This window comes from Paenibacillus konkukensis (assembly GCF_023523925.1).
Lineage (GTDB): Bacteria > Bacillota > Bacilli > Paenibacillales > NBRC-103111 > Paenibacillus_S > Paenibacillus_S doosanensis.
In genome coordinates this window covers 430,581-457,332 of sequence record NZ_CP027059.1, presented here as the reverse complement: position 1 = coordinate 457,332, position 26,752 = coordinate 430,581, and the positions used below count along the sequence as shown (strand labels likewise).

Sequence of the window (26,752 nt, the reverse complement as noted above, 5' to 3'; positions counted from 1 at the left end):
AGCATACGAATCTCGTCCCCAAGACATTAGTCTTGGGGGTGGGATTTTTTTTTATTGCAGTCAAGGTAACACACGACCCGGAAGCCAGACGTATATGATGAAAAAGAGCGCTTAATCAGACCCTACGGAAAGGATTGAAATGGTATTATGACGCAAAAATTAAAAGCAGGTATTGTCGGAGGAACGGGAATGGTAGGGCAGCGGTTTGTGCAGCTGCTGGATCAGCACCCTTGGTTTGAAGTAACGGCGATTGCGGCAAGCGCCGGATCGGCAGGCAAAACGTATGAAGAAGCGGTGCAAAACCGCTGGAAATTGTCCGGCCCGATTCCTGAAGCCGTGAAACATATCGTCGTGCAGGACGCTTCCAAAGTGGAAGAGGTTGCCGCCGGGGTCGATTTTATTTTCTGCGCCGTCGATATGAAGAAAAATGAAATTCAAGCGCTGGAGGAAGCTTACGCCAAAACGGGCACGCCGGTCATTTCCAACAACTCGGCTCACCGCTGGACGCCGGATATCCCGATGGTCATTCCGGAAATTAATCCGGGGCATATCCAAATCATTGAGGCGCAGAGAAAACGGCTCGGCACTTCGACCGGATTTATCGCCGTGAAACCGAACTGCTCGATTCAGAGCTACGTTCCGGCGCTTAACGCGCTGCTCGATTACAAACCGACGACGGTGGTCGCCTCGACGTATCAAGCGATTTCCGGCGCCGGCAAAAACTTCACCGATTGGCCGGAAATGCTGGACAATGTGATTCCGTATATCGGCGGCGAGGAAGAAAAAAGCGAGCAGGAGCCGCTGCGCATCTGGGGCAGCATTGAGAACGACCAGATTGTCAAAGCGAGCGCGCCGCTTATTACAACGCAATGTATTCGCGTTCCGGTAACGGATGGGCATTTGGCTACCGTCTTCGTATCGTTCGAGAACAAGCCGTCCAAAGAAGAAATTCTCAGCCGCTGGCTGCAGTTCAAAGGACGTCCGCAGGAGCTGGGCTTGCCAAGCGCGCCTAAGCAATTCATTACTTATTTCGAAGAAGACAACAGACCGCAAACGAAATTGGACCGCGATATTGAACGCGGCATGGGCGTGTCCGTAGGCAGATTGCGCGAAGACTCTGTGTACGACTATAAATTTGTCGGTCTTTCCCATAATACGCTTCGCGGCGCGGCGGGCGGAGCCGTGCTGATCGCCGAGCTGCTCAAAGCGGAAGGCTATATTCAAGCGAAGTAATCCGGCTTACCCCGTCTGCTTCATTTATCGAGACGGCAAGAATTCCTATTTTTGGAAGCTTGCCGTTTTTTGGCGTCATTCATTATTTAGGAGGATGTTATGGCTGTCACAGCATTTCTAATTTTTACGCTCACCCTTGTTTTCGTCATTTGGCAGCCAAAGGGGTTAAGCATCGGATGGTCGGCAAGCGCGGGGGCGGTTCTCGCTTTGCTGTTCGGTGTAGTCAGCCTAGAGGATGTAGGTACGGTCACCGGTATCGTTTGGAATGCAACGTTAACGTTTGTCGCCATTATTATTATTTCGCTAGTGTTGGATGAAATCGGATTGTTTGAATGGGCGGCTCTACATATGGCGAGGCTTGCGCGCGGCCATGGACTGCGCATGTTCTTCCTGATCGTTCTGCTCGGATCGGCGGTGTCCGCCTTGTTTGCCAACGACGGCGCCGCTTTGATTATGACTCCGATTGTTTTGTCTATGGTACGCGCCCTCAAGTTTGACGGCAAGCTGATCCTCCCGTTTATTATGGCGAGCGGATTTATAGCGGATACGGCTTCTTTGCCGCTTGTCATTAGCAATTTGGTCAATATCGTCTCCGCGGATTATTTCGGCGTCGGCTTTGCGGAATATGCCGGCCGGATGATCGTGCCGAATTGCTTTTCCATCGCAGCCAGTCTGCTTGTACTGTATTTATATTTCCGGAGCAGTATTCCCGGGAGCTATTCTCTCGCTGAGCTGAAAAGTCCGGAGGAAGCGATTAAAGATCCGAGGCTGTTCCGATTATCGTGGGTGATATTAGCCGCGCTGCTCGCCGCCTATTTCGGCAGCGAGCTGCTACCGGTTCCGGTATGCGTGATCGGGGGGCCGCAGCGGCCGCTCTGTTGATCGCCGCGAGAAGAAGCCCGGCCGTTAAGACGTGGCAGCTTGTCCGAGGCGCTCCGTGGACCATCGTCATATTTTCCATCGCGATGTACGTGGTGGTGTACGGCCTTAGAAATTCGGGCTTGACCGATGCTCTAGGCCAAGTCATTCAAGCTGTCGCAGACCGTGGGCTGTTCGCCGCAGCGGTCGGTATGGGCTTTATCGCGGCAATTCTCTCCTCGATCATGAACAACCTGCCGACGGTCATGATCGATGCTTTGGCGATCAAAGGAACGCAGACCGAGGGCTTCGTCCGGGAGGCGCTGATTTACGCCAACGTGATCGGGTCGGACTTGGGTCCGAAGATGACGCCCATAGGCTCATTGGCGACCTTATTGTGGCTGCACGTATTGTCCGCCAAAAAAGTGAAGATCACCTGGGGATATTATTTTAAAACGGGCGTTCTGCTGACCGTCCCTACGCTGTTTATTACTCTTGCAGGGCTTTATGTATGGCTGATGCTGCTGCAGCAGCACGCCCATGTCCGCATTTGGCTGTGGGTTGCCGTTGTGGTCATCGCTGCGGCAGCCGCTTGGATCGCTGCAATCTCCTTGCGGGGAAGCAGAAGGAAGCACGGAAAAGCTTTAATTAAATAGTGTCAATCAATAGAGGCTGCCGTTATTTAACGGCGGCCTCGCTGCGTTTACCGGGAAGGCGAGCGCGCGGTTTCCGATAGAAAAGAAGGGGAGAAAAACGTAAAAAAGGTCCGGTTATTACAAATCTATAATTTTAAAAATATGGTAAGTTAGAAACAAATGCAGCGTATGATCATCTCGCTCGCATCGACACTGGTCAAGCAGCAAGAAAGCTATCCTTGGAGTTATGCAGTCTGAATGCATTCGGTTAGGGGGGATCGGGCTACAACCATACGGACAATAAGCGAAAATCGGCATGGCGGCGGAGCGAAGAGACGAAAACGAATTTGGAAACCGGGAGGCGCATCAATGAAAAGAACGATCGGAATACTGGTCATGGCGGTCATCCTCATGGTAAGCGCATGGAATATTCCTGCGAATGTTCGTGCGGCAGACCCGACGATGGATGGCCACGGCTTGATGGGGGAGTTTTTCAAATGCGAGAAAAACCCTGATAACCGGAGCGATATTAATGTATTTAAGTTTGACGATTTTCGGGGAGAACGAGCGGTCGCCAATTTAAACGGCGATTCTTTTGAAAGCATTTTCAAGCAATTTTCCGGAACTCCCGATTATAATACCGCAAGGTTTACCGGTACGATCGTACCGAAATACACGGAAGACTACACGTTTCATATGGAAGGGGATGACGGGTTTCGGCTGTGGATTAACGGGGAGCTGATCATCGATTTTTGGCAGCAGGTTTGGGAAGTTCCGCAAGTCAGCAAGCCGATTAGTTTGGAAGCCGGCAAGCATTACGATATCAAAGTAGAATATTTGCAAGGCTGGGGCGGCACTTGGCTTCGCATGGAATGGGAAAGCGCAAGCCAAAAGCGGGAAATCGTGCCGGAATCCGCGCTTTATTTGCCGCTGGACCGCGTTATGAAGGCGAAAAAAGCCGATTTGACCGCAGAAATTCAAAAGGCGGCTTATTTGGCCGACAACTTCGCCGATAAAGTCGACCCATCGGCATTGAACGGCTTCATTGCCGTTAAAAACGACGCGGAGCAGCTGCTTCTTACCATCGATAGCCAAAGCATCGGCGACGAAGAGAAAGTGCAATTATTAATGGGAACGATGAATCGCGTGTCGGCTGCCCGGTCCGATTTCATGAAAGAGATGGGAGTGACAAGCTCATCCGTATTTAGCAAATTCAGCAATCCGCTCTATCAAGGACAAGACCCGTTCGTAACGTATAAAGACGGCTTCTACTATTTCGTGTCCTCGAGCAATCTGGACTCGAACAACAAAGTGTACGTATCCAAATCGCGCACCTTGACGGATCAAGGGGAAAAGATCATGGTGTTTGATTCGAAGGGCACGCAAACCCGGATCTTTGCTCCGGAAATCTTCTTCTTTAACGGTAAATGGTATATCTATTATTGCGCCGATCTGAAAGATTACGGGTACAAGCATATGGCTACCGTGCTGGAGTCCGTTACCTCCGATCCGCAGGGGGCTTATGTGGACAAAGGCGCTTTGTATACCGGCGAACGTGGCGAGTACAAGCAAGCGAACGATTTTACGGTATTTGAACATAACGGCCAGCTCTATGCGATTTGGGGAACTTTGGGCTCCGGAGAGCCGGCAGGGCCTGCCATAGCTCCGATGGATAACCCTTATACGATTACGGCGGACCGTTCGATTTTGCCCGGCGGCGGCGGAGAAGGCCCGCGCGTGCTGCAGAAGGACGGCAAAGTATTCGTTACCGTGTCGGAAGGCGATTATGCGTCCAACGGCTACCGGTTATCTTATTTTATGAATACGGACGGCAATTTCCTGAACCCCGGTTCATGGACCCGTACCAATAACGTTTTCGTGTCGACTGCCGACGTATCCGGCCCCGGCAGAGCGGGCTTCGTCAAATCGGTGGACGGTACGGAGGATTGGATGATTTATCATTCGCGGGTATATAAGGATACAAATCGTAACTGGTGGCGCGAAGTCAATCTTAAGAAATTCGATTGGAATGCCGATGGAACGCCTAATTTCGGCCAGCCGGCTTCTCCTTACGATTGGCAGCAGCTGCCATCCGGCGATTTGGGACAAGGCGATATGTATCAAGCCGAGGATGCCGTGTTGTACGGCGATGCTGCCAAAGATAACAGCCATGCCAATTATCAAGGGACGGGGTATGTTCACTTGTCCAAAACGGCCGGCGCCGAAGCCAGCTTTGTCGTCAGTGCGGCGGAGCAAGGAGATTATATCGTAGGAGCCAGATATGCTTACGGCGAGCAGGCAGAAGGAGAGTCGACCAATAATCCTACGGTGCAGCTTCCGTCAAGAGCGCTGATCAACGTATTTGTCAACGGGATTCATGTCAAATCGATTACACCGGATAAAACGGCTATCAGCTGGGATGAATGGTTTACGGATTCGCAGCGGCTGGCGCTGAAGAAAGGGAAAAATGTCATCAGCTACCGGATTGACAACAGTTCCATCGGCAATGTGAATCTGGACTATATAACGATGTACAAGGCGGATGTGCCGAATCCGGTCGTGCCGACCAAGCTGTCCGGAACGCTGGCAGGCGTCTCTGAAATTCCGGCGGGACAAAGCTTCGAGCTGCGCTACGGGTTAACCCGTGTGCCGGGCGGAGCGGCTCATGCTATCTACGCCCAGGATTTGCAGTTCACATATGACCCGGATAAGCTTGATTTCGTGTCTGCCGAACCCTTGAAGGAAGGTCTTATGATCCTGGCGGTGAAGAAGAATATTCCCGGCCAGGTGCGCATTCTGCTTGCCAGCCAAGGCGCGGATCATTCCGTCACCTCGGACGGAGAACTCCTTACATTAAACTGGAGAGCGGTCCAGAAGACGGCCGGAACCGGCATTACGCTCTCACGGTTATTGCTTGCCAATGCTGCGGGCGAAGAGACTTCGCTCGATCCGGTTGCGTATAACGTGCAAATTATCGGCAAGGAGGATTTGAACAAAGAAGCGTTGAATGCGTTGATCGATCAAGCGCGGTCGGTTCTAAATGCGGCGGTGGAAGGCAGCGCGCCGGGGCAATATCCGGCAGGTTCCAAAGCGGCTCTGCAATCGGCCATCGATGCTGCTGCGGCAGTATCCGCAAACGCCAATACCCAGGCTGAAATCGATCAGGCGATTATCGCCTTGAATCAAGCGCTGCAGCAATTTAAAGAGTCTGTCAACGGCTCCGTACCGGGCGATATTAACGCGGACGGCAAGGTGACCATCGGGGATCTTGCGCTTGTCGCAGCGAACTACGGCAAAAATTCGGCAAGTCCGGATTGGAGCTCGATCGAAAAAATGGACAGCAACCATGACGGCATCATTGATATTGCCGATCTTGCGGCGATAGCAAGCGCGATCATTCAGTAAGGCCAAATATTCGGAAAATGAGAGAATCCAGCATGAGGGGAGGCTGCCGGCATCGACCGGCAGCCTTGCTGCGTTAATACTAGAGCGCTAATTCGAGCCGGAAAGCTTGTTCAGCTGAGCGACGATCTCTTGCGGCTCCATCCGCTGTATGAAGTCGGGGTTGACATAGGAGTGACGGATGATTCTATCCTTATCGATGATGTACGCTGCCGGAACCGGCAGCAAGCAGCGGTTGGATGCATTGAATTGCAGGAGGTCAAGCTTCAGCTCGTCACCAGCGAACGAAAGAAATCAACTTGCTCCGCACTGCCGCTAATCAGCAGACGGTCTCCGAGCCGAATTTCCGTATTGCCGTGCGGAATGATAAAAGATTGTCCGCGATATATACGCAAAATCAATATATGTTCCAGCCCTGGCAATTGCCGGAGATAGGTTGTCCGGTAAGGCAGATGCTGAATCGTCACTTCAAAAATCATGCCTTCGTCTTCGGAGAGCAGTTTAAGCGCGCCCGGACTGTCGATAAGCGCCCTCAGCACGGTACGGGCGGCATATAGGGTAGAAAATACTTCGAATCCGTAGTGAACCATGTCCGATTGCAGCTCTGGCGATTCTATGCGCACGAGAATTCTGCCGTTATACTGCGCCTTTACTTCTTTGGCCAGGCTCGCATTGAATGCATCATCCATTGTCGCGATGACCAGGATATCCGCTTCGAATGCTTGCCGTTCCTTTAATGCGGCTTCGTTCATTTGCTGCAGATGGTATATGTTTAGCAGCGACGACGGCTGAATATCCATTTCTTTTCTCTCTGAGCTGGCCTTGGTGAATATACGGATGTTATACACCGTTTCATGGGACAGGTCTTGCGCCACAGGCAACGAAATATGGTTCAGGCCGATGATGGAGATCGATATTTTCTTATTCTGCTGCTTAGGGGCCAATTTATTGAAGAGAATGGGAAATATCAAGCAGCTGAGAATGGCGACCAAGATTAACGCTCCGTGGAACGATTCGCTGATCAGATGCAAATCCAGGGCGAGCGTTGCCGCAGCTATAACCAAGCTCAGTTTGGAGGATAACAGTATGGCCGAGCTAATCACGTCCCTCCAGTTATACCATTTTTTTAATAAAATCAACGGAACGAGCTTGGCTACGAACATCACGATCAAGAGCAGGGGGATGGATAACAAAATTTTATAGTCTGCGAACAAATACTTCAGTTCCAGCTTGGCGCCGACCATAACGAAAAAAATCGGAATTAAAAAGCCGTAGCCGAACGATTCGAGTTGATGAACGAATTCTTTCTTGGGCTTGATCAAGGAGACGATGACACCGGCCAAAAAAGCTCCCAAAATATTTTCCACACCGAGCCGCTCCGAAATAAACACGATCACCATAATCAAGGTAAATATAAATCTGGTGCCGAACTGGATCGAGCCTTCCTCCAGAACTTGAAACGCTTTGCCGGAAGCAAATCGCTTGACGAACATATAGATGAAGGTGATTAGAAAGAAAAATAACAAGAGCAGCAGCATTTTTGACATGCTTTTAGAAAGAAAGCTTACGTAAAACGAAAGAAGAATCATTGTGAAAAAATCGGCGAGAACGGTAACCAGCAGCAGCGTTTGTCCCAAATCGGTCGCCAGCAGTTTTCTTTCCTTCAAGACAGGAACGACAACGCCGAGCGATATAGTGCCGATAATCAACGTGGTAAGAAAAACTCGGTCGATGAATCCGGCGGCGACGAGCAGCCACGACAATATGCCGGAAAGGATAAAAATTCCCAAGAAAATCACGGCGGCCGCGGTCAAAGGTTCGTATTTCCTTTTTTTTCCGCCTTTCTGTTTCGTAAACGAACTGAAATCGATCTCCAAGCCGCTTAGAAACATCAGGTAAATAAATCCAAGCAGGGAGAGAAGCTCCACCCACGGATCGTCCCCAACCAGGTTGAATCCGCTTCTTCCTATGACAAGACCGGCAAAAATCTCCGCAACAACGACAGGCACTACTCTCAGTCTTAACTGGTATAACAGCACGGGAATGATAAACGAGATGGACACGACAAGAATCAAACTGCCAAGCGAACCTCCATTATGCTCCATGAACATCCACCTCCTCCGTTATGCGTGCGCTAGGACGCCCGCAGTGCAAGCTTTGAACGCTTGCCCTTACTATAAAGATACATGAATTGGCAATACTATGCACCATACGAATTATCGTCAAGGGTTCCCGGTATGATCATGATGAATAATCTCCCGGTACACATGTTTTCCCGGAACAACAGGCATACTATTAAATGCCATTTCAGGAAATAAAACATCGGAACGGGGGGAGGAGCGGTGAACGGCACCATTACATTTATCCAGACTGTGATGATCCTGCTATTAGCCATCGGTTTAATGGATCACGTGATTGTCATTCCGATTCTGCTGGATGCGGCGAAGAGGGATGCCTGGATTTCCGTAGGCCTGGCCGGATTAGCGGGAATCGTCTGGGTCGGTTTGTTATACACCGCTTTGAACAAGACGCGGGGAGTGCATATTTTCCAATGGATCAAACAGGCTTATTCGCCCGTCTTGGGACATGCGCTCGCTGGGATCGCCGGGTTATACATGCTCGTTTTATGCGCGGTCACGCTGCGGGACACTTCCACTTGGATTCATCTGACCTTTTTGCCGAGAGTGCCTATGCTGCCTCTTGCCTTTATCTTCGGTCTGCTGTGCTTTATTAACGCGGCTTGCGGCATCCGATCCATCGCGAACACATCTGCGCTGCTGGTTCCGTTCGTGATCTTATTCGGTATTTTTGTCAGCCTTGCCAATCTCCCCAACAAACGATACGCTCTCTTGAAGCCGTTTTTGGAAATGGGCATGCATCCCGTCTGGGAAGGCATGGTTTACGCCGGAGCCGGCTTTATCGAGGTGATTATGCTGCTGTTTCTTCAACCGCATATACGCAATAAATATTCCTTGGTCAGCGTGCTTCTGCTGACGGTTATACTTATCGGCTTGACGGCGGGACCGATCATGGGCGGCATAGCGGAGTTCGGACCGGAGCAGCTGTCTAAGCTGAGATATCCGGCCTATGAGGAGTGGAGGCTGGTATCGATAGGGCGCTACATCGAGCATCTCGATTTTTTAAGCATTTACCAATGGTTTTCCGGCGCATTCGTGCGCATTTCGCTGACGATGTTTCTGATAGCGGATATTGTGATGATCCGCAGTTATCGCCAAAAGCGGGTGATTATGGCCTGCGTCTTTTTGCTATCGGTCGCTTTTTCCATGCTTCCCTTCAGCGATAACTACTTTCTGGACATGCTGCGCGACCTTATTTTACCCCTGTCGGTACTGTCCATGGTCATCTACAGCCTCATCGTCATAGCTCTTATTCATTGGAAAAAAAGAGGGGGAGTCCCGCATGAATGATCCGTCGCCGGAATGCAGGCTTCGCGAGTTATTCGGTCGGTGCGACGACGTGATGTTCGATCCGCTCAATCTTCCTAATCAAGCGCAGACCGCCAAAGTGTTATTGATTTATTGCGAAGGCATGTGCGATGTCAAACAAATGAATTCTTTTGTCGTTCCCAGTTTGCTGGACATGTATCAAAGGAGCGAAATCGCCGGCAGCGAAGCATTGGAACGGCATGCCGCGATGAGATTGGAGCGCATAACGGACCGGTCCGATACGGAGGATATCGTGAACCGTGTGTTTAGAGGCGATCTGCTGATGCTCTTTGAACCGATGCAGGAGCTCTACAGCGTCAATCTGGCAGATCCGCCGAGCCGGGGAACCGAGGAATCCAACACGGAGGTTTCTATTAAAGGGCCCCGGGACGGTTTCACGGAGGAGCGCATCGTCAACATCGGGCTGATTCGCAAACGTTTGAAAACGAACCGTTTGGCCGTGCGTACCTATACTTTCGGCGAACAGACCGAAACGAAAGTCAGCCTGCTGTTTATGCAAAACATCATTAAACAGGAAACGCTCGCAGAAATCGAGCAAAAGCTTGGCGAACTGCGCATCAAGGAACTTACCACCTCTACTCAACTGGAGGAGGCGCTTGCCGGATTTTCGCTATTTCCAATGTTCGTGTACAGCGGCAGACCCGATTACATCGTAAGCTCGCTGCTGCACGGGCGTTTTGTGCTAATTATCGACGGTTCGCCTACGGCTTCGGTCGCTCCGGTGAATTTAACATTCATACTAAACTCATCGGAGGACTCCTATAATTTCAATTTATTCGTCATGTTCACCCGCTGCATGAGAATGCTCGGTCTGTTATTCTCTTTGTTCCTGCCGGGGTTCTGGATTGCGCTGCTTACCTTTCATCAAGATCAGCTCCCTTTTTCATTGCTTGCAACGCTCGTGATATCAAGACAAGGGGTTCCGCTCCCGGTTCCTTTGGAAGCCCTGGTCATGCTGCTGCTATTCGAACTGTTCCGCGAAGCGGGGATGCGCCTGCCGTCCACCTTCGGCCAAACCTTGTCCGTAGTCGGAGGACTAATTATCGGTCAAGCCGCCATCAGCGCGGGAATTACGGCGCCGGGGATACTTGTCGTGATCGCTCTATCCGTTTTATCGACGTTTACCTTGACTAATCAGAGTATGGTCGGCATGGTCAGCATCCTTAGAATGATCGTCCTCATTATAAGCGGAATGCTCGGCTTGTTCGGTTTTCTCGTATGCCTCATGGGTTTGGTCGTATACCTGGTCAACCAGCGTTCCTTCGGCGTCTATTATATGGAGCCGCTCGCTCCTCCTTCGATCAAGAGCATCTGGGCGGCTTGGGTACGGACTCCTTGGGGCAAGATCGTCAACGTGCCGACGTTTCTGAAACAAAACGGAGGGGATAAAAAACGATGAGGTGGCTTCGCTCCATGCTGGCGATCGTCATGCTGTCTTCACTGTTGACCGGCTGCTGGGGACTCCGGGAAATCGAGCATCTGATTTACGTCAATTCGGTGGGGATCGACTATGCCAACAATAAAATCGTCATTTACGTGCAATTGGCAAGCTTCTTCAATATCGCCAAAAAGGAAGCGGGAGCTCAGGACGAACAGCAGGTGATCTCCGTTGCCAGAGCAGAAGGAGAAACCTTCGATAAGGCGATCTTTAATCTGTATGCAACCGCCCAGCAGCGCATCGCCTGGAGTCATGTCAAGACCGTACTGTTCAGCGAAGCGGCTTTAAATGAAAAGATCATTAACCAGGTGCTGGACGTATGGGACCGCTACTACGAATTTCGCTATACGAATTGGGTATATGCGACAAAAGATTCCATTGAATCCGTGTTTTACGCTACTCCGGTACAAAACATATCCGTAGTGTATTCGCAGCTGAACGACCCGAACGATACGTATTCGCAAAATTCGGTGATCGAACCGCTCTACTTATTCGATTTCATGCGCAGCTGGTACGATAAGAGCCAGACGCTTAAAGTTCCGTTTTTAAAAGTGACCGACAATTGGACCGAAAATCAAAAGGTTTCGCCCAAATTGGAAATGAACGGTATAGGTTTTTTTCAAAACAACCGGTATTTGGGGGATTTGCCGAGAGCGCAGACGCGCGGGCTGCGATGGTTTAACGCGAAATTGAAAAGGACCAACGTATTCGTCAGGAAAGATAATATTCCCCAAGTGATGCTGGTGATGGAGAAGGTGAAATTTCAAATTCAACCGGAGATGAAGGAAGGGAAGGCCCAGTTTCGGATCAAAGTGTCGGCTCAGGGCAATATTCCGCAATTGATCCAAAACTTGACGGAAAAGCAGCTGAACCGGCTGGCTTCGGAGGAAATCGAAAAAGAAATCAGGGAGTCGTACGCCAAAGGATTGTCCAAAGGGATCGACGCCCTCAATCTGTCGGAGGTTTTATTCCGTGCGAAACCGCAGGATTGGCACCGGTTGGAGAACAATGGAGCCATTCCGCTGGACGAAAACTCTCTGGCATCGGTCGAAGTCGACGCGAAGCTGTACAGCGGGGGCATCTCCAAAATAAAAAAAGATTAGTCCCGCCGATAGGGATAGGGGCTGACTGTAGACGAAGAAGGGTTCAGAACTTGTCCTTAAGCTCTGAACTCTTATTATTATAGGGGTGCTTGCCCCAATAAAGCAGGTAGATCACATATTGACATGCTTCCTCTTATATAAAACCGGTATTGCCGCCGCTATAAGGATCATCCCCATAAAAGCGGGTGCGGCATGACCGAACGATACATAGATTTGACCTCCCGCGATAGGCCCAATCATTCTTGCCAAAGCCTGAATGGATTGGCTGCCTCCTTGAATCCTTCCTTGCTCGCTGGCATCGACAGACTTGGAGAGCATTCCGTTGAATGAAGGCCCGTAGATCGAATCGCCAAACCCGAATATAAACATTCCAGCGATAAGAAGAGGGTAGAATGTGAACAACGCAGATAGCGCAATGAAACTGTAGCCAATCATCTCCGATACCATTCCAAGAATCGCTATCTGTTTATCGCTAAGTTTCCTCAAAAGTTTGGGCATAATGAAGCCTTGTGAAATGATGTCCTGGACACCCATAATTGAAAACATAAGCCCGATTAGCGCGGGTTTCCAGTTGAATGTATCCATTGTGAACTGTGAAAAAACGGCCTGTAAAGACCCGTTGGGAATCCAAAGTAAGAACGCCGAGACAAGCAGCCATTTTAAGTTTTTCATGGAAAGTATATTGGCAAGCTGTGTAAAAGGATTCAGCCTTACAAAGGTAATCTCTTTCAGTCTATTATTCTTGCTGAGGCTCTCAGGCATAAAAAACAATCCGTAAATAACGTTCAGTAAAGTGATTATGGCTCCAAAATACATAGGTGCGGAATAACCAAACTTGGCAAGCATCCCGCCTAGAGTTGGGCCGATGACGGTGCCTACGCCTACAACCGCACTTACCCATCCAAAGTATTTGGTTCTCTGATTGGGAGGAATGATGTCGGCAAAATAGGCGAAGATCGTGCTGATGCTCCCGCCCGTTATACCTTCTATTATGCGCCCGGTAAACAGCACCCATAGAGCACCCCCTATGCCAAAAACGAAGTACCCGATTGCGGAACCAAGAAGGCATATTAAGAGCAATGGACGGCGGCCGTATTTGTCGCTCAAAGCACCAAGCACGGGGGCCGCAAAAAATACGCAGATTGCATAAACAGAGGTCAGCAGAGTAACGGCTATAGCTTGTTCTTCAGGATTGCTTGTGTAAGGCTGCACTAAGAAGGGGACGACTGGTGCGATGATACTGAAGCCTATTCCGCAAAGAAACACAGAGATAAGACCGAATAGTAAAGCATGTTTATCGACGGTTTGTTCTGTGCTTTGTTCATAGTGTGATCTAAATTTGAACATTAAATTCTCCTCTCAAGAGTTACGGTTTTATTTCCTTGGCAACAAAATAATAACGCTGTTTTGTTTCCTTGTCAACAAATTGATGGCGATAAAAATGCAGCCCGCTCTCGATAGAACTGGGCTGCCCCGTGATTTCATTTTCAGTATTCATTTATTCGGCCTTAAAATCTATACCCAGTTTCTTTATTTCCGCATCCAAATGCTTATTATACTTTTCCACGAATCTAAGCATACTGTCAAATTGCTCCTCGGTTACCTGCTCAAATACGGCTTTATCCCGCTCTTGAAACTCTTTGTGCAGATCCTCATGGATTTTATAAATGACTTTCCCCTGCTCGGTAAGCCTGAAATAGATTTCTTTCTTGTTATCCGACTTCTGGTAGCTTTCGATAAGGCCTTTTTTGATGAGCTTCTTAGTTAATTTACTTATGGCACCGCGAGTCATATAAAAGGATTCCGCAAGTTTTGTCACGTTGGAATCTGCATTTTTTTCAATGTATTCAATGCAATGTACTTCAGAAGGCTTATAACCCTTAAGACTGTTCTCCATCTTATCTTTATTAAGCCAAACCATCTTGTTGTATAAGTCCCTGAAACCCAGTATGACCTGATCTTCTTTGTTCATGGCGTGTCCTCCCACCCGCTGGTGCGGCGACAATATTATATTAAATTTTTATTTCTATTTCAACAATTGTACAATAAAACGCCTGCTTTAACCGGATTGGCGATCAATTTGACAAAAGTACAAGCCAATTGGCTTCCTAATCTTGTTGCAAATTTTTCACATGATAGTAACCGTAATAGCCCTATCGGGTGATAGGAATAGGGGCGATTATCCGTAAAATAAGACATGGATATAAAAAGAAAGGGGGCGGCGGCGTTGAGACGAGCTATCATTTTATTGGTATTCGCAGGGCTCTGGATAATCGCTACGGCGTGTTCCTCCGGCCAGCAAGGGCAGGACCCGGCCAAGATCAAAGTCGAGCTGTCGACAGATCCGGTCACGGTGCAAGCAGGGCAGAAGGTCAAGCTGACGGCCACAATCGCGGGTCTGGTGAAAGAGGAGGGAGCTAACGTGCAGATTGACATCCGCAAATCGGACAACAGTCTTCTTCCTGATACGAAGGATGCACAAACGGTTGGAAACGGGCAATATTCAGCGGAAAAAATCTTCGATAAACCGGGAACGTACTCGATTTATATTCATCTGTATCAAGGGGATCTGCACATTACGAAGAAGAAAGAGCTGGAGGTGTCATGAGAAGGATACCGAAGCTGTGGACGCGCTTCTTAACGGCGATGGGCCTGCTCGTCTTAGCGTGGATATGGATCTGGATTCCCGGCAGCGTTATTGCAGCGCCAAGTGGAGACCACGAGCTTCAGACGATGGCGGACAACACGCCGGATGGAGGCACGCTCAAGCTTCCGGAAGGCAGCTACCAAGGCCCGCTCGTGATCAGGAAAGCGATCTCCGTACAAGGCGCAGGCCATGTCGTCATCACCGGAGACGGGAGCGACTCGCCCGTGATCCGGATTGAAGCGGCTCGTGTCAGCCTGCGCAACGTAGCCGTTATTCAACCGTCGGGCGGGGATAACGCCGCAGTGCTGGTTGCGGGGAATCAAGCGGTGCTGGATGCGTTAACGATCCGCACCCGCTCTTACGGCATCGTCCTGCGCGACAGCGGACAGCATGACATCTCCGGAACGACCATTGATTGGGAGCCGGTCGATGCATCACAGCCATCCGATGAAACCTCGCTGAAGCGAAACGGCATCGATCTGTATAATTCGCACGACAACCGGATTCACGATAACCGGATTTCCCGGATGAACGACGGAATCTATCTGGAGAGCAGCCACCGAAATGTCGTAGAACACAATTCGATAGATCGTTCCCGGTACGGCGTTCACTGTATGTATACGGACGGTACCGTAGTTAAAGACAATTACGGGGAGTTCAATGTAACCGGCGGCATGGTGATGGGAGTTCGCGATGCCTTAGTGACGGGGAATACGTTTATGAAACAAAGCGAGAATGTCAATTCGCAAGGGCTGTTATTTTTTGACGTACAGACGTCTCGCATTGCGAATAATAAAGTGGAGGGTAATAGAGTAGGGTTGTATATCGAGCAATCGGATAAGAATGAATTTATTGACAATGTTGTCGTTCAAAATTTCGTCGGAATTCAGTTTCTGGAGTCCAATCAAAACCGGTTTACCCATAATCGCTTGGCGGGTAACGTGATTCAGGCGGAAGCCAACGAAAGCAGCGACAACCGTTTCGAACGCAATTATTGGGATGAATTTCACGGAATTGATGCCGACGGAGACGGGATCAGCGATATCGCCTATGCGATGAATCCGTTCTTCCAGCGGCTGACCTCGGCGACTCCCGCGTTTCAGCTGTTTTTCCAATCCCCCGGTATGCAATTTCTGGAAGGCATGTATTCGTCCGGGAAAGATGAATGGACGATTGACACGGCGCCGCTGATGAACCCTGCAGCTGAAGAACAACGGCAAGGGGACGGGAGAGGCGGAGGAACGACGGGCGTGTTGATGTTAGGCTTGCTGTTTACATTATTTTCACTAACGATAATAACCATGATGGGGGTAAAAAGAACATGAAACAATTTGCAGCGGCTTCGGTATTTTTAATGATTCTGATTGTGATGCTGTCCGGATGCGGTAAAGAAAAGTACGCCGCCGTGCCGATCAATGAAGCGACGGATAAATGCGCGATTTGCAATATGCAGGTCAAAGACGATGCCTTTGCTACGCAGCTGACGACGAAAGAGGGGAAAAACTACAAATTCGACGATCTCGGCTGCATGAACGAATGGGTCGGCAAATATGGAATCGATACCGTAGGAGCGGAGTTCGTGCGGGATTACAATACGAAGGAATGGATCAACTATGATAAGGCAACCTACGTGTACGACGCTTCATTCAAAACTCCGATGGCCTACGGGATTTATTCCTTCAAGGATAAAAGCACTGCGCAAACATTTATCGACGAGCAGAAAAAAGGAAAATTGATGAGCGCCGCCGATTTGAAAAATCATACTTGGGAGCGGGCCAAGGGCGCGATGGATATGGGCGATATGCACAGTCACGACAGCAGCGCCCCTTCGGAATCCGGAAGTGATATGAAGACGGATCACAGCGGGAAGCATTAATTATGAATCTTCTCCATATTGCGGTGAGGGAGGTTAAGCTCGGATTCCGTAATCCGTGGGCTTACTCCTTCATGATACTATTCACCGTCTTCAGCTTGTCGTTGTTGCTGATCAACACGCAAAGCTTTATCGAGGGCTATTCCAGCGGCACCTCGACAATGCTGAATTTCATACTATATCTGCTTCCGTTAATGACGCTGCTGATCGGGTCGTTCTCCCTGACATCCGAGAAGGAAGAGGGGAGCTGGACGCTGCTCTCGACGTATCCTATAAGCACCTTTTCGTTCATCGTCGGCAAATATACCGGTGTAGCCGTCGTACTGCTGATCATTATCGCCTTCGGCTACGGAGTAACCGGTATCGCCGGTTCTCTGTTCGGCAGGGGGCTTGATTTTCAGACGTATCGATTATTTATAGCTTTTTCCGCCGGACTTATAATATTATTCCTTGCCGTCGCTCTATGCGTCGGCACATGGGTTCGCAACCGGTGGCAGGCGCTGACGATCGGGGTCGCGATCTGGTTTTTTGCAGTGATCGGCTGGCCGACGCTGCTCGTTGCCGTGCTAGGTCTGCTGCCTTATATGTGGATCAAGCCGCTGCTGACGGCATTAACCGTGCTTAATCCGGCCGAGCTGGTGCGGCTGTTCGTCGTAGTGAAGTTAGGCGGGGGCTCGGCCCTCGGACCGGAATATTATGAATGGGTTCGCTGGATTCAGGCTCCGTCGGGGACTGTCAGCTTTCTGGCGATTTGTCTGATTTGGGTAAGCGCGGCTATCGGATTGGCACACTGGGTATGGGAAAGGGGGCGGGTCCGTGGATAAGCCGGTGCTTAGAGTCAGGGAAGTTACCAAACAAATCGGCAGGAAGCAGATTATTTATCCGCTTGATCTTACGGTGTATCAAGGCCAAGTACTTGCGCTGTGCGGGGGCAACGGCGCAGGCAAGAGCACCCTGCTGCGCATGATTGCCGGCATCCTGCAGCCGACGGGCGGAAGCATCGAGGTGCGCGGAGTAAGCTGGAAGCACAATCGCCGAACTTACGCGGAGCAAATCGGCTATATGCCGGATGACTATTTGTTCGGTCAAGGTTTGTCCGCTGAAGAAACGTTAGCGTTCTGGGGAGCGCTGCGCAAAGTTTCCAAGGATAGAGTCAGAGAAACGCTGCGGATCGTCGGTCTTGAAGATGTGAAGGGCAGCGCCGTTTCTTCCTTCTCCAAAGGTATGCGGCAGCGGCTTCTGTTCGCTCAGGCGCTGCTTACGAAGCCTCCGCTTATCATTATGGATGAGCCGACGAACGGATTGGACCCCTATTGGCTGGAATCGTTCATGGCCCTGGTCCGTTCGGCCAGGCAGGAAGGGCATGCAGTTATTTTCTCGACCCATCAGCTTACGATCGCCGAGGTCGTCGCCGATCATGTCGTATTTATGAAAGAAGGCCGAATCATGGAAGAAGGAACGGTAGACTCGTTCAATCATAAATACGGAAGTCACGGTCTTCAAGGCGCTTTTCAACGTCTGTTCGGTTTGCATGCCGGCGAGAAGCAGGATTAGACAAGGAGGGAGCCAGACTCCATTGAAGATGCATATCAAACAAAATGGAATGAAAAGCGGCAGGATGCGGATAGCGGGAGCGGCGTTATTAATCTTGCTGGCGTATACGCTCGTTACAGCGAACCGGCATAAAACGGACGAACCGGTCCAGGTTGGCCGGCCTGCACCGGATATTCAGGTAACGGATATGAACGGTTCGCCGGTCAAGCTGTCGGACTATCGGGGACAAGGTGTACTGCTGAACTTCTGGGGCTCCTGGTGCGTCCCTTGCGTAAGCGAAATGCCCAGATTGAAAGCGGCTTATGAATCGGAAGACATTCACGGGGTAGAAATAGTGGCTGTGAACGTCGGAGAATCCAAGGGAACGATTATGGAATTTATCCGGCTGCACGCGATTCCTTTTCACGTTATGACCGATCCGAGCGGCGAAGCGGCCAATGCTTACCGGGTGAACGGGCTTCCCGCCACATTCCTGATCAACGCCCAGGGACTGGTGAAGCGGATCATTCCCGGAGAGTTGACGAATACGCAGCAAATCCGTTCGTTAATGGAGAGTGTTCAGCCGCAGCCACAGCCGGGGCCGTAAACGGTCGGCTGTTCTTAATGACAGACTGAACGCACGATGCTGAAGAGGGGAGAAGAGGCCAGTTATGAATCCGAAACGAATTCTTCTTGCGGATGACCATGCCCTGGCCAGGGAAGCGATGAGAGAGATTATATTGACGGACGATTCCTTTGCAATCGCAGGCGAGGCCGTGAACGGGTATGAAGCGGTTCGTATGGCGGAAGAGCGGCTTCCGGATATGATTCTGATGGATATTTCGATGCCTGACATGGACGGTCTGGAGGCAACCAAGCAAATTAAAGAACGGTTCCCGCATATTAAAATTATTATGGTGACCGTGTCGGACGACATCACGCATTTGTTCGAAGCGATTAAGCGGGGAGCCCAGGGATATTTGCTCAAGAACCTTCATCCGGCCTCCTGGCACGAATATTTAAGGGCGGTCGCCTTCGACGAAGCGCCGATGTCCCGGGAGCTGGCCGTGCGCCTGCTGAAGGAATTTTCTTCCGTGCAAACGACGGCTCAAGAGACATCCCCCTTGACATCGAGGGAAAAAGAGATATTGACATGCGTCGCCCGCGGGAAATCGAATAAAGAAATATCTAATGATCTATTCATATCGGAGCATACGGTAAAGAACCATTTGAAAAACATTCTGCAAAAGCTGCATCTGAACAATCGGGTTCAACTGACCCGCTATGCCTATGAAAAAGGATGGATTCGCGTAAACAAAGCGGGCTATGAAAAAAGGTGAAGGAGTTTTACGATACCCATGGATTTGCTGACCATCGTCAAGGCTTACGGATTCCGGGCCGTCTTCAGCCCCGAACTGCTGATCGGTATTGCGGCTGTAGCTTATTTTTATGTGAAATATCGAAGGGGCGGGAATTCACGTGCGGAAACGGCTTATTTCTTGCTGGGGTTATTTCTGTTCTACCTGGCTTTGGGAGGGCCGCTCAATTTATTCGGTCATTTCTGGTTCAGCGTTCACATGCTTCAGCAGTCGATATTGTATCTGGTTGCTCCGCCGCTAATTTATAGGGGGATGCCTGCCGAATGGTTTGAGCATATTTTGCAAAACAAAGTCTGCAAAGCCGTCATCGCTGTCATCGGGAATCCGCTCATCGCAATATTTTTGTTTAACGGGGCATTGTCGTTCTACCATATTCCGTTTATATTCGATGCGACGATGTCGAACTATGCGCTTCATAATATGCTCCACCTGCTGCTGTTATTGACCGCCTTCGGGCTTTGGTGGCCTGTATATAATCCGGCCGGATTATATTCGCTCAGTCCGCTTAAAAAAATGGCATATATTTTCATCAACGGCATTATGCTGACGCCGGCTTGCGCGTTGATTATCTTTGCCGGCGACCTGCTGTATACGACGTATACCGGCAGCACGCATTTGCTGTGCTTGCCGTTTTATTCGGTAACCGTCGAGCGTTTACCGCTTAGCCTGGACTGGCTGACGCCGTTAAACGATCAACAGCTGGGAGGCGTCGTGATGAAAATCGTCCAGGAAGTATCCTACGGCTGTATGCTGGGCTATATTTTTTTTCAATGGTATCGCCAAGAAAAAGACGGAGCAGAGGATGGTTACGATCCGCTGCTCCAGGAATAGTTTATGATGACGATCCGGCCAGCTGCCGGATCGTTTCTATTATTTCATCGTTATTCATTTCATCGCCCATTTTGTATATTTTACGGATTTTGCCTTGCGTGTCGACAAGCATTAAGGAAGTGACCGTATGTACGAAGGTGCCGTCGGGCATTTTTTGAACCATCACCCCGAAATTTTTGGCGACGTCGGCCGTTTCTTGTTCTGTGCCGGTCAGCAAGGTCCAGCCGCTATAATCGATCCCCATTTTGTCGCCGTAAGCTTTGAACACCTCCGGGGTATCCTGCAGCGGGTCGAAGGTGATCGACATAAAATGAACCTTGGTCCCCCAAAGCTGCTGCTGCTTAAGCTCGTTTTGAATTTTGACCATGTTATAGGTCGTCATAGGGCATATGTCCGGGCAGCTGGTGAACATAAACTCGACGAGCCGGACTTTTCCGTCCGTTTCATGAAGCTGAACCGGCTTGCCGTCAAGGCCGGACAGCTTGAAATCGGGCGCTTGCTTGATCGCAGGAAGCGCCGGCTGCTCCTGCTTCATCCAGCTGTATACGCTTGCGATCATCAAGCACATCAAGAGGCTGACCAGCAGCTTGAAGCGATGCTGCTTCATTGTTTTTCCGCCAGCCATTTGGCCAGATTTACAATTTCTTCATCCTTTAGCGTGCTCTTGAAGGCGGGCATGCCGCCGCGTCCGTTTTGCACGATGCCGTACAGCTGTTTATCCGAATATTTGCCGCCGATTTTTTGCAGATTGGGGCCGATTTTTCCTTCCAGGTCGTTGCCGTGACAAGCTATGCACGATTGTTTATAAATGGCTTCGGCAGCTTGGCTGTTGAGAGGCGTGTCGGGAAGCGCCGGTGCGGAGGCCTCCTGCTTCGTTTGACTTTGATGCTGCGCGGTTGTCATAAACAGAACGGTAATCCCGAAGACACAGGCAATACCGATTAAGACGGACATGGTCCATTTATACATATGATCCCTCCTTAAAATATCGGAATCATAGTAGCATTTTGCGGTAAAGCTTGTATATAGCTCTTTCGAGTCAGTCTATTTTTGCCGTGTGCGATTAGGACAGATAGAGGCAAGCGTGAATGCAGTGTTATCATAATGACTCATGATGTGGAGGCTGTCAAAACGATGTTGAAATGGAAAGATGTCTTGGAACGCTTATGTTGCTCGTTATGCTAATGGGCGCCGAAGCGGACTTGTTCACCACGCTTCTTCCGTTTCGAAAGGATGGGGGTAGCCGTAAGCGCCGTAAAAGGTGCATGTTACCGCCGCGCGATCGGCCGCATAATCGAGCGCTTGCTCCATATCGCCGTGCTTGATGAACGAGGTGAGAAATCCGGCGATAAAGCTGTCGCCCGCACCCATCGTATCGACAACCGTCGTCGGCTTGACGGCCTGAACATAGCGTTCGCCGTTCCTCGAGAACAAGGCGCCGCGCTCGCCCAGCGTAATGCCGACGATTGCGGTGCCCGAGGAATGGCATGTTTCAATCAGCAGATCAAGCCGCTCCTCCGGAAGCTCGGCGCCGGAGAAGAAAGCGTATCGGATATGAGGGCATACCGCCTGCAAATACTCCGTGCTGTAATTCGTCGAAAAGTCGAAGGAGATGTCGCAATGCTTGCTGATCGAGCCAAGCTCCCCTTCGATGTTCGAGTAGCAGCTCGTATGGCATACATCGAAGGTGGCGATATATTCCAGATCATACGGCATCAGCCTTAACCGGACGATATGCTGCGCCGTGTCTTTCGGACCGGCTACAAAGACGCGGTTGCCTTCGACGAGCTGAACGCCGGGCGCGCCGCTGCGGGCGAATACTTGCCTGGAAAGCTCATAGGTCACTTGCTCAAGCTCAAGCGTTCGTCGAATATGGTCCGCTTTTTTATCGTTTCCGAATATGCCGATGTATGCGCACTCCTCAAAGCCGTTGCGTTTGCAATGGACCGCCACGTTGACTGCATTTCCCCCCGGATAATACAGCTGCTGATCCAGATAGCAATCGACGACGTTATCTCCAATCGCGATCATTTTCATACCGATTCTCCTCCCATAGTCAAGCTCATTTATCCTTTCACCGAACCTGCGGCAATTCCTCTAATGAAATACTTTTGCATAAAAATAAATAATATGATCAGCGGCAGCGCCGAGATGACCAAGCCTGCCAGGAGCACGCCCCAGTCGGTCGATAATGCGTCCTTGAAGCTCATCAGCCCTGCCGGAATCGTCTTGTATTTGTCGGAATCGATGAAGATGATCGCGAATAAAAATTCATTCCACGCATAATAGGCAATCAATATGGTGGAGGTCAATAGAATTGGGATCGACATGGGCATGAAGATGCGCCAGTAAATTTGCAGCGCCGAGCAGCCGTCCATCTTCGCCGATTCTTCGATTTCTTTGGACACCCCGAGAAAGTACGAACGGATGAGCAGCACGATCAGCGGCAGCCTGAACGCGATATAAGTGAGAATCAGCGCCAAATACGTATTATGCAGATGCGTTTGCTGCAGTAAAACGTAGAGCGGTATCAGACAAACTTGCGGATTCAGCATCATCCCGCCCATGATAAACAGCAGCGCCGCTTTATCCAGCTTGAACGAATACCTGCTTAAGCCGAAAGCGCATAGCGATGCGATCAGAACCACGCCGGCGACCGTGCTCGCCGTTACGATCACGCTGTTCAGAAAATAGCCGGCCACGCCTTTGTTCCAGGCGGTCACGTAATTGGAGAACAGCCATTTGCTGGGCAGCCCCCAAACCGATCCGAAAATTTCATCGTAGCTTTTGAACGACGAGACGACCATCCAGAACAACGGATAGAAGATAAGGACAACTCCTGCAAAAAGCAATAATGTGACAATACTTCTGCCGATAACGAATTTCGTAACCACGGATTAGTCCCCCTTGCCTGTTCTAAAGAGCACAGTCTGTACGAGCGCCAGAACAGCAGTTATCAGAAACATGACCATTGCAATGGTGGAGGCATATCCCATATTGTCCTTGAAAAATCCGGATTGGTACATATGCACGGCAATTGTGATCGAGCTTGTTCCGGGCCCTCCGCCTTTGGTAATAATAAACGGTTCGTTAAACACCATGAACGCGCCGGTGACCGTGATGACCGAGGTGACAAATAACATCTCCTTTACTTGTGGTAAGGTAACGTTGCAGAAGCTGCGGATTTTTCCCGCGCCGTCGATTTTGGCGGCCTCGTACAAATCCGCGGGTATTTTCTGAATGGCGACGATGAACAGCATCATGCAGTAGCCGATACTATGCCATTGCGATACCGCAATGACGGCGTAAATCGCCGTGGAGCCTGTTCCCAGCCAAGGCTTCGCCCAGCTTTCGAGTCCGATCGCCTTCAGAAACAGATTGAGCAGGCCGTCGGTCGGATGGTAAATAAACGTGAACAGCAGGCAGACCACCGTGATCGAAATGACGACCGGGACAAAATAAACGGTCCGTAAAAACGGAGATATTTTGCGGAGCGCTTCGTCCTCCAGCAGCGCGGCGAGGATCAATCCGAGGCCCACCTGGAAAATGACGGAGATGATCGCGTATTTCGCATTGTTGATCAAGGCGGTGACCATGACGGAGTCGGACAGAAGCGTCTTGTAGTTGTCCAATCCGGCAAAGCTTCTTTTTCCGGAAAGAATGGAGAAATCCTGAAAGCTGTACGCAAAATTTTGAATGAGCGGCATATAAACGAACGCCGCCAGCATAAGCACGCAAGGGAGAATAAACAGAAAAGGAGCCATCCGCTTGTTCAGTTTCACTAAGCCTCCTCCGATCTTTCAAGACTGATCTTTTCAAAAAAATGGGGGGATCAGACGCCCTTCAATGTCTTCAGGGCAAGCGCGTAAAATCCCCCGTCTCTTGTGAGCTACTTGGCGTTATGGAGCGCTTTAGCCGCTTTTTGCACATCGTCCATCACTTGCTGCGGCGTTTTCGACTTGGCTGCCATCGATTGTCCGCCTTTCATAAACGCGTCCGCCACCGTAATGTTTAAGGCATTGTCCTGCCAAGGGCTCGTCTCGGTGGCGTTCAGGATGACGTCGATCGCCTGCAAAGTTCCCTTCGGCGAGTTGTCGGCGGTAGCGGAGCCCTTAACGACCGTCATCGCTCCCGCATCTTTCTGGAATTTCGCCGCATTGTCCGGTGATACGATAAACTTCACGAACTTTTCGGCAAGCTCCTGATGTTTGCCGACATTGCTGATCATAAATCCTTCCGGAGCGCCGGTTAATGCGGCCGGATTGCCTTTGCCTTCGGCGAACGCGGGGAAGTTGAAGAAATCGAACTGCAGATCGGCGTTTTTCGTCAAATAGCCGAGCTCGGCAAATTGCATATACATGACCGGCACCTTCTCCGCAATAAACAGGTTACGGGCCGCTTCATGATCGATAGAAGTCGCATTGGGCCCCATATAAGATACTAGCTTATCCCAATATTCAAGCACTTTAACGTATCCCGGATCGGTGAATTGGCCGGTTTGCGCTTGATAATCCTTCGCGATAACATCGGGACTGATCATCCGTTGAGTCATAGTACCGAGATAGTGGGAGATGGTCCATGTATTTTGCAGCCCTTCGATGAGCGGCGTATCGTAGCCGGAGCTTTTCAGCTTGTCGAGCGCAGCGATCAATTCCTCCCAAGTTTTAGGCTTCTGAAGGCCCGCTTTGTCAAACGCTTTCTTGTTGTAGAAGAACGCCTTTCCGTCCATAGTGAAGGGGACGCCGTAAGTTTTGCCGTTGAACGTGAACGGTTTGATTTGCGATGGAATGATGTCATTGGCCCAGTTCGGATCGGAGCTGTACATGGATGATACATCCTTCACTTTTCCCGAGGATACGAGGTTTTCCGCGAAGGTGTCGGACCAGGAGGTGAAGACGTCGGGAATGTTATTGGAAGAAACGAGAACCTTGATCTTTTCTTTGTAGCTGTCGTTCAATACCGCTTCCATCTCGATCTTCACGCCGGGGTTCTGGTTTTCAAATTCCTTGACGATGGAGTTGAAGTACGAATTTCTCGGCTCGCTGGGCCAGCGATGGAAAAATTTGAGCGTAACCGTGTCCGCCTGCTTGTCGTTCGCTTGCGCATCCGGGCTGCCGCCGCTAGTCGAGCTATTGCAAGCTGCCGCCAGCAATATGATAACGCTTACGAAAATCGCAGCTATAGTTCGTTTCATCGGTTGTTTCCCCCGTTTATCATTAATGTCGTTTGCCAAATCAATCGCAATCCATGGTTCCTGCGGGCGCCGTCGTTTCAGTTATGGCGGCATGGTCTGAACCGGATGAACCAGGAAGCGAAGCGCCATAACCAAAACGGTTGACTATGAGGTCATTTCATCTCATTTTCAAAAACGGCAATCAATACTCCATTTTCCACATATAACGGCGAACGGAAAGAGGATGGCCTCTGAATTCGGAAAGATACTGAGCATACTGTCTGAGCACGACACCTGCGATCAAATTGGCGAAATAATTGCGCACATCGGCCGAAATGCCCTCCATATCGAACGTTTCCGCATCGATGAGCACGATCTTGTCGGAGTATTTACGGCAGAAGTCATGTGCGCGGTCGTCCATCGAGCGCGTCTCGCCGATCCCTTTGATGATGATGAAGGGCACATCGTAATCGGTAATCTCGAACGGCCCGTGGAAATATTCGCCGGCGTGAATCGCGCTGGAATGAATCCATTGCATTTCCTGCAGCAGACAAATGGCGAAGGAGTAAGCGTGGGAGTAGTTGATGCCGCTGGCCATCGTGTAGATGAGCGGCTCCCGCTTGAATTGGCTGCCGAAGGCTTTGGCGGCTTCAAGCGTCATCGCCTTGTTTCGTTCGAACGCATCATGGAGCCCCGTCTCGACGGACGCTATGGCGCGCGCATATTTTTCATGCGGCTGCAGCGCGTCGAGGATGCCGAAGATCAGCCGATACAAGATGCCGTAATTGTTATCTTCCGCACGCGCGTCGGTTCCCCAGTCATAGTGCAGCTTGTATTCGGCGGCGTTCCAAAGCGGGGAGTCGGCAAGATGGGTCAGGCTGATCGTCAAAGCGCCTTTCGAGCGGGCGAATTCGGTCGCTTGGACGGTTTCGGGAGTCGTGCCGGAATGAGAGCAGGAGATGACGACGGATGTGGGGCCAAGCGCTTTCGGAGCCCGGAGTATAAATTCGTTCGATGAATACACTGCCGAAGGAATCTCGATTTCCCTGTCAAGAATGTATTGAGCCGGTGTGAGGGTAGCCATCGAGCCGCCGCAGGCCACAAAGTAGAAGTTGCTGATTTCACGGGATTTGACCGCTTCAATACCTACCTGGAGTTGATGCGCATGCTCTTGATTCAT

General features: G+C 50.4%; 24 protein-coding genes, 1 pseudogene and 1 other annotated feature (1 of these 26 running past the window's edge). Of the genes and pseudogenes, 14 read left to right on the top strand and 11 right to left on the bottom strand.

Going from position 1 to position 26,752, the window contains the following annotated elements; translation table 11 throughout:
• Positions 1-23 (top strand) — a binding site (T-box leader); it begins 243 nt to the left of the window's first position.
• A 124-nt stretch (positions 24-147) separates the two neighbouring features.
• The 3 genes and pseudogenes from asd to SK3146_RS01900 all read left to right on the top strand — a co-directional run bounded on the left by asd (position 148) and on the right by SK3146_RS01900 (position 6,131).
• Positions 148-1,233: an aspartate-semialdehyde dehydrogenase gene (gene asd, locus SK3146_RS01910; protein WP_249863469.1), complete on the top strand. Its 1,086-nt coding sequence runs from the start codon at positions 148-150 to the stop codon at positions 1,231-1,233.
• 99 nt (positions 1,234-1,332) lie between these two features.
• Positions 1,333-2,747, top strand: a pseudogene (locus tag SK3146_RS01905) (arsenic transporter).
• A gap of 348 nt (positions 2,748-3,095) precedes the next feature.
• The gene (locus SK3146_RS01900; protein ID WP_249863468.1) at positions 3,096-6,131 is read left to right on the top strand and encodes a family 43 glycosylhydrolase; all 3,036 of its coding nucleotides are present in this window, start codon (positions 3,096-3,098) and stop codon (positions 6,129-6,131) included.
• Between the two features lie 263 nt (positions 6,132-6,394).
• Here SK3146_RS01900 and SK3146_RS01895 read toward each other — a convergent pair whose 3' ends face one another.
• Positions 6,395-8,233: a cation:proton antiporter family protein gene (locus SK3146_RS01895; RefSeq protein WP_249863467.1), complete on the bottom strand. Its 1,839-nt coding sequence runs from the start codon at positions 8,231-8,233 to the stop codon at positions 6,395-6,397.
• 237 nt (positions 8,234-8,470) lie between these two features.
• On the opposite strand from SK3146_RS01895, the gene SK3146_RS01890 reads away from it, so the two are divergent.
• Genes SK3146_RS01890 through SK3146_RS01880 form a run of 3 tightly spaced genes read left to right on the top strand, consistent with a single transcriptional unit; the run spans position 8,471 to position 12,136 of the window.
• Complete coding sequence (locus SK3146_RS01890) at positions 8,471-9,556, top strand: GerAB/ArcD/ProY family transporter (RefSeq protein ID WP_249863466.1); 1,086 nt, start codon at positions 8,471-8,473, stop codon at positions 9,554-9,556.
• On the top strand, positions 9,549-10,994 hold the full coding sequence (locus SK3146_RS01885) for a spore germination protein (RefSeq protein WP_249863465.1): 1,446 nt from the start codon (positions 9,549-9,551) through the stop codon (positions 10,992-10,994). The genes SK3146_RS01890 and SK3146_RS01885 overlap by 8 nt, the downstream gene beginning before the upstream one ends.
• Positions 10,991-12,136, top strand: coding sequence for a Ger(x)C family spore germination protein (locus SK3146_RS01880; protein ID WP_249863464.1), 1,146 nt, complete (start codon positions 10,991-10,993; stop codon positions 12,134-12,136). The genes SK3146_RS01885 and SK3146_RS01880 overlap by 4 nt, the downstream gene beginning before the upstream one ends.
• 111 nt (positions 12,137-12,247) lie before the next feature.
• Here the strand turns inward: SK3146_RS01880 and SK3146_RS01875 are convergent, their stop codons facing one another.
• The 3 genes from SK3146_RS01875 to SK3146_RS01870 are packed head-to-tail and all read right to left on the bottom strand — an operon-like array spanning position 12,248 to position 14,108.
• Positions 12,248-13,483 (bottom strand): MFS transporter, encoded by a 1,236-nt coding sequence (locus SK3146_RS01875; protein WP_249863463.1) that lies wholly within the window; start codon positions 13,481-13,483, stop codon positions 12,248-12,250.
• Between the two features lie 19 nt (positions 13,484-13,502).
• Complete coding sequence (locus SK3146_RS34960; protein WP_283942802.1) at positions 13,503-13,634, bottom strand: hypothetical protein; 132 nt, start codon at positions 13,632-13,634, stop codon at positions 13,503-13,505.
• Complete coding sequence (locus SK3146_RS01870) at positions 13,635-14,108, bottom strand: MarR family transcriptional regulator (protein WP_249863462.1); 474 nt, start codon at positions 14,106-14,108, stop codon at positions 13,635-13,637. It lies immediately after the preceding gene.
• Positions 14,109-14,363: 255 nt separating this feature from the next.
• On the opposite strand from SK3146_RS01870, the gene SK3146_RS01865 reads away from it, so the two are divergent.
• The 8 genes from SK3146_RS01865 (at position 14,364) to SK3146_RS01830 (ending at position 20,399) form a co-directional block, all read left to right on the top strand.
• On the top strand, positions 14,364-14,744 hold the full coding sequence (locus SK3146_RS01865) for a FixH family protein (RefSeq protein ID WP_249863461.1): 381 nt from the start codon (positions 14,364-14,366) through the stop codon (positions 14,742-14,744).
• On the top strand, positions 14,741-16,108 hold the full coding sequence (locus tag SK3146_RS01860) for a right-handed parallel beta-helix repeat-containing protein (protein WP_249863460.1): 1,368 nt from the start codon (positions 14,741-14,743) through the stop codon (positions 16,106-16,108). Before SK3146_RS01865 ends, SK3146_RS01860 begins: the two co-directional genes overlap by 4 nt.
• Positions 16,105-16,659, top strand: a complete 555-nt coding sequence (locus tag SK3146_RS01855) for a nitrous oxide reductase accessory protein NosL (RefSeq protein WP_249863459.1) — start codon at positions 16,105-16,107, stop codon at positions 16,657-16,659. The genes SK3146_RS01860 and SK3146_RS01855 overlap by 4 nt, the downstream gene beginning before the upstream one ends.
• A 2-nt stretch (positions 16,660-16,661) precedes the next feature.
• Positions 16,662-17,480: an ABC transporter permease gene (locus SK3146_RS01850; RefSeq protein WP_249863458.1), complete on the top strand. Its 819-nt coding sequence runs from the start codon at positions 16,662-16,664 to the stop codon at positions 17,478-17,480.
• On the top strand, positions 17,473-18,210 hold the full coding sequence (locus SK3146_RS01845) for an ABC transporter ATP-binding protein (RefSeq protein ID WP_249863457.1): 738 nt from the start codon (positions 17,473-17,475) through the stop codon (positions 18,208-18,210). Before SK3146_RS01850 ends, SK3146_RS01845 begins: the two co-directional genes overlap by 8 nt.
• Before the next feature lie 28 nt (positions 18,211-18,238).
• A complete protein-coding gene (locus tag SK3146_RS01840; protein ID WP_249863456.1) occupies positions 18,239-18,796 on the top strand; it encodes a redoxin domain-containing protein in 558 nt (185 codons plus the stop codon).
• A gap of 64 nt (positions 18,797-18,860) precedes the next feature.
• Positions 18,861-19,529, top strand: coding sequence for a response regulator (locus tag SK3146_RS01835; protein WP_249863455.1), 669 nt, complete (start codon positions 18,861-18,863; stop codon positions 19,527-19,529).
• A gap of 18 nt (positions 19,530-19,547) precedes the next feature.
• Positions 19,548-20,399 carry a cytochrome c oxidase assembly protein gene (locus SK3146_RS01830; protein ID WP_249863454.1) on the top strand — a complete coding sequence of 284 codons (852 nt, stop codon included), beginning with the start codon at positions 19,548-19,550 and terminating at the stop codon, positions 20,397-20,399.
• Between the two features lies 1 nt (position 20,400).
• Here SK3146_RS01830 and SK3146_RS01825 read toward each other — a convergent pair whose 3' ends face one another.
• The 7 genes from SK3146_RS01825 to SK3146_RS01795 form a co-directional block, all read right to left on the bottom strand.
• On the bottom strand, positions 20,401-21,006 hold the full coding sequence (locus tag SK3146_RS01825; protein WP_249863453.1) for an SCO family protein: 606 nt from the start codon (positions 21,004-21,006) through the stop codon (positions 20,401-20,403).
• Positions 21,003-21,368: a c-type cytochrome gene (locus SK3146_RS01820; protein WP_249863452.1), complete on the bottom strand. Its 366-nt coding sequence runs from the start codon at positions 21,366-21,368 to the stop codon at positions 21,003-21,005. Before SK3146_RS01820 ends, SK3146_RS01825 begins: the two co-directional genes overlap by 4 nt.
• Before the next feature lie 237 nt (positions 21,369-21,605).
• Entirely contained in the window at positions 21,606-22,436 is an 831-nt protein-coding gene (locus SK3146_RS01815; RefSeq protein ID WP_249863451.1) for a PfkB family carbohydrate kinase, read from the bottom strand.
• A 29-nt stretch (positions 22,437-22,465) separates the two neighbouring features.
• On the bottom strand, positions 22,466-23,293 hold the full coding sequence (locus tag SK3146_RS01810; protein ID WP_249863450.1) for a carbohydrate ABC transporter permease: 828 nt from the start codon (positions 23,291-23,293) through the stop codon (positions 22,466-22,468).
• 3 nt (positions 23,294-23,296) lie between these two features.
• On the bottom strand, positions 23,297-24,163 hold the full coding sequence (locus SK3146_RS01805) for a carbohydrate ABC transporter permease (protein WP_434006881.1): 867 nt from the start codon (positions 24,161-24,163) through the stop codon (positions 23,297-23,299).
• A gap of 125 nt (positions 24,164-24,288) precedes the next feature.
• Positions 24,289-25,593, bottom strand: coding sequence for an ABC transporter substrate-binding protein (locus tag SK3146_RS01800; RefSeq protein WP_249863448.1), 1,305 nt, complete (start codon positions 25,591-25,593; stop codon positions 24,289-24,291).
• A gap of 181 nt (positions 25,594-25,774) precedes the next feature.
• The gene (locus tag SK3146_RS01795) at positions 25,775-26,752 is read right to left on the bottom strand and encodes an SIS domain-containing protein (protein ID WP_249863447.1); all 978 of its coding nucleotides are present in this window, start codon (positions 26,750-26,752) and stop codon (positions 25,775-25,777) included.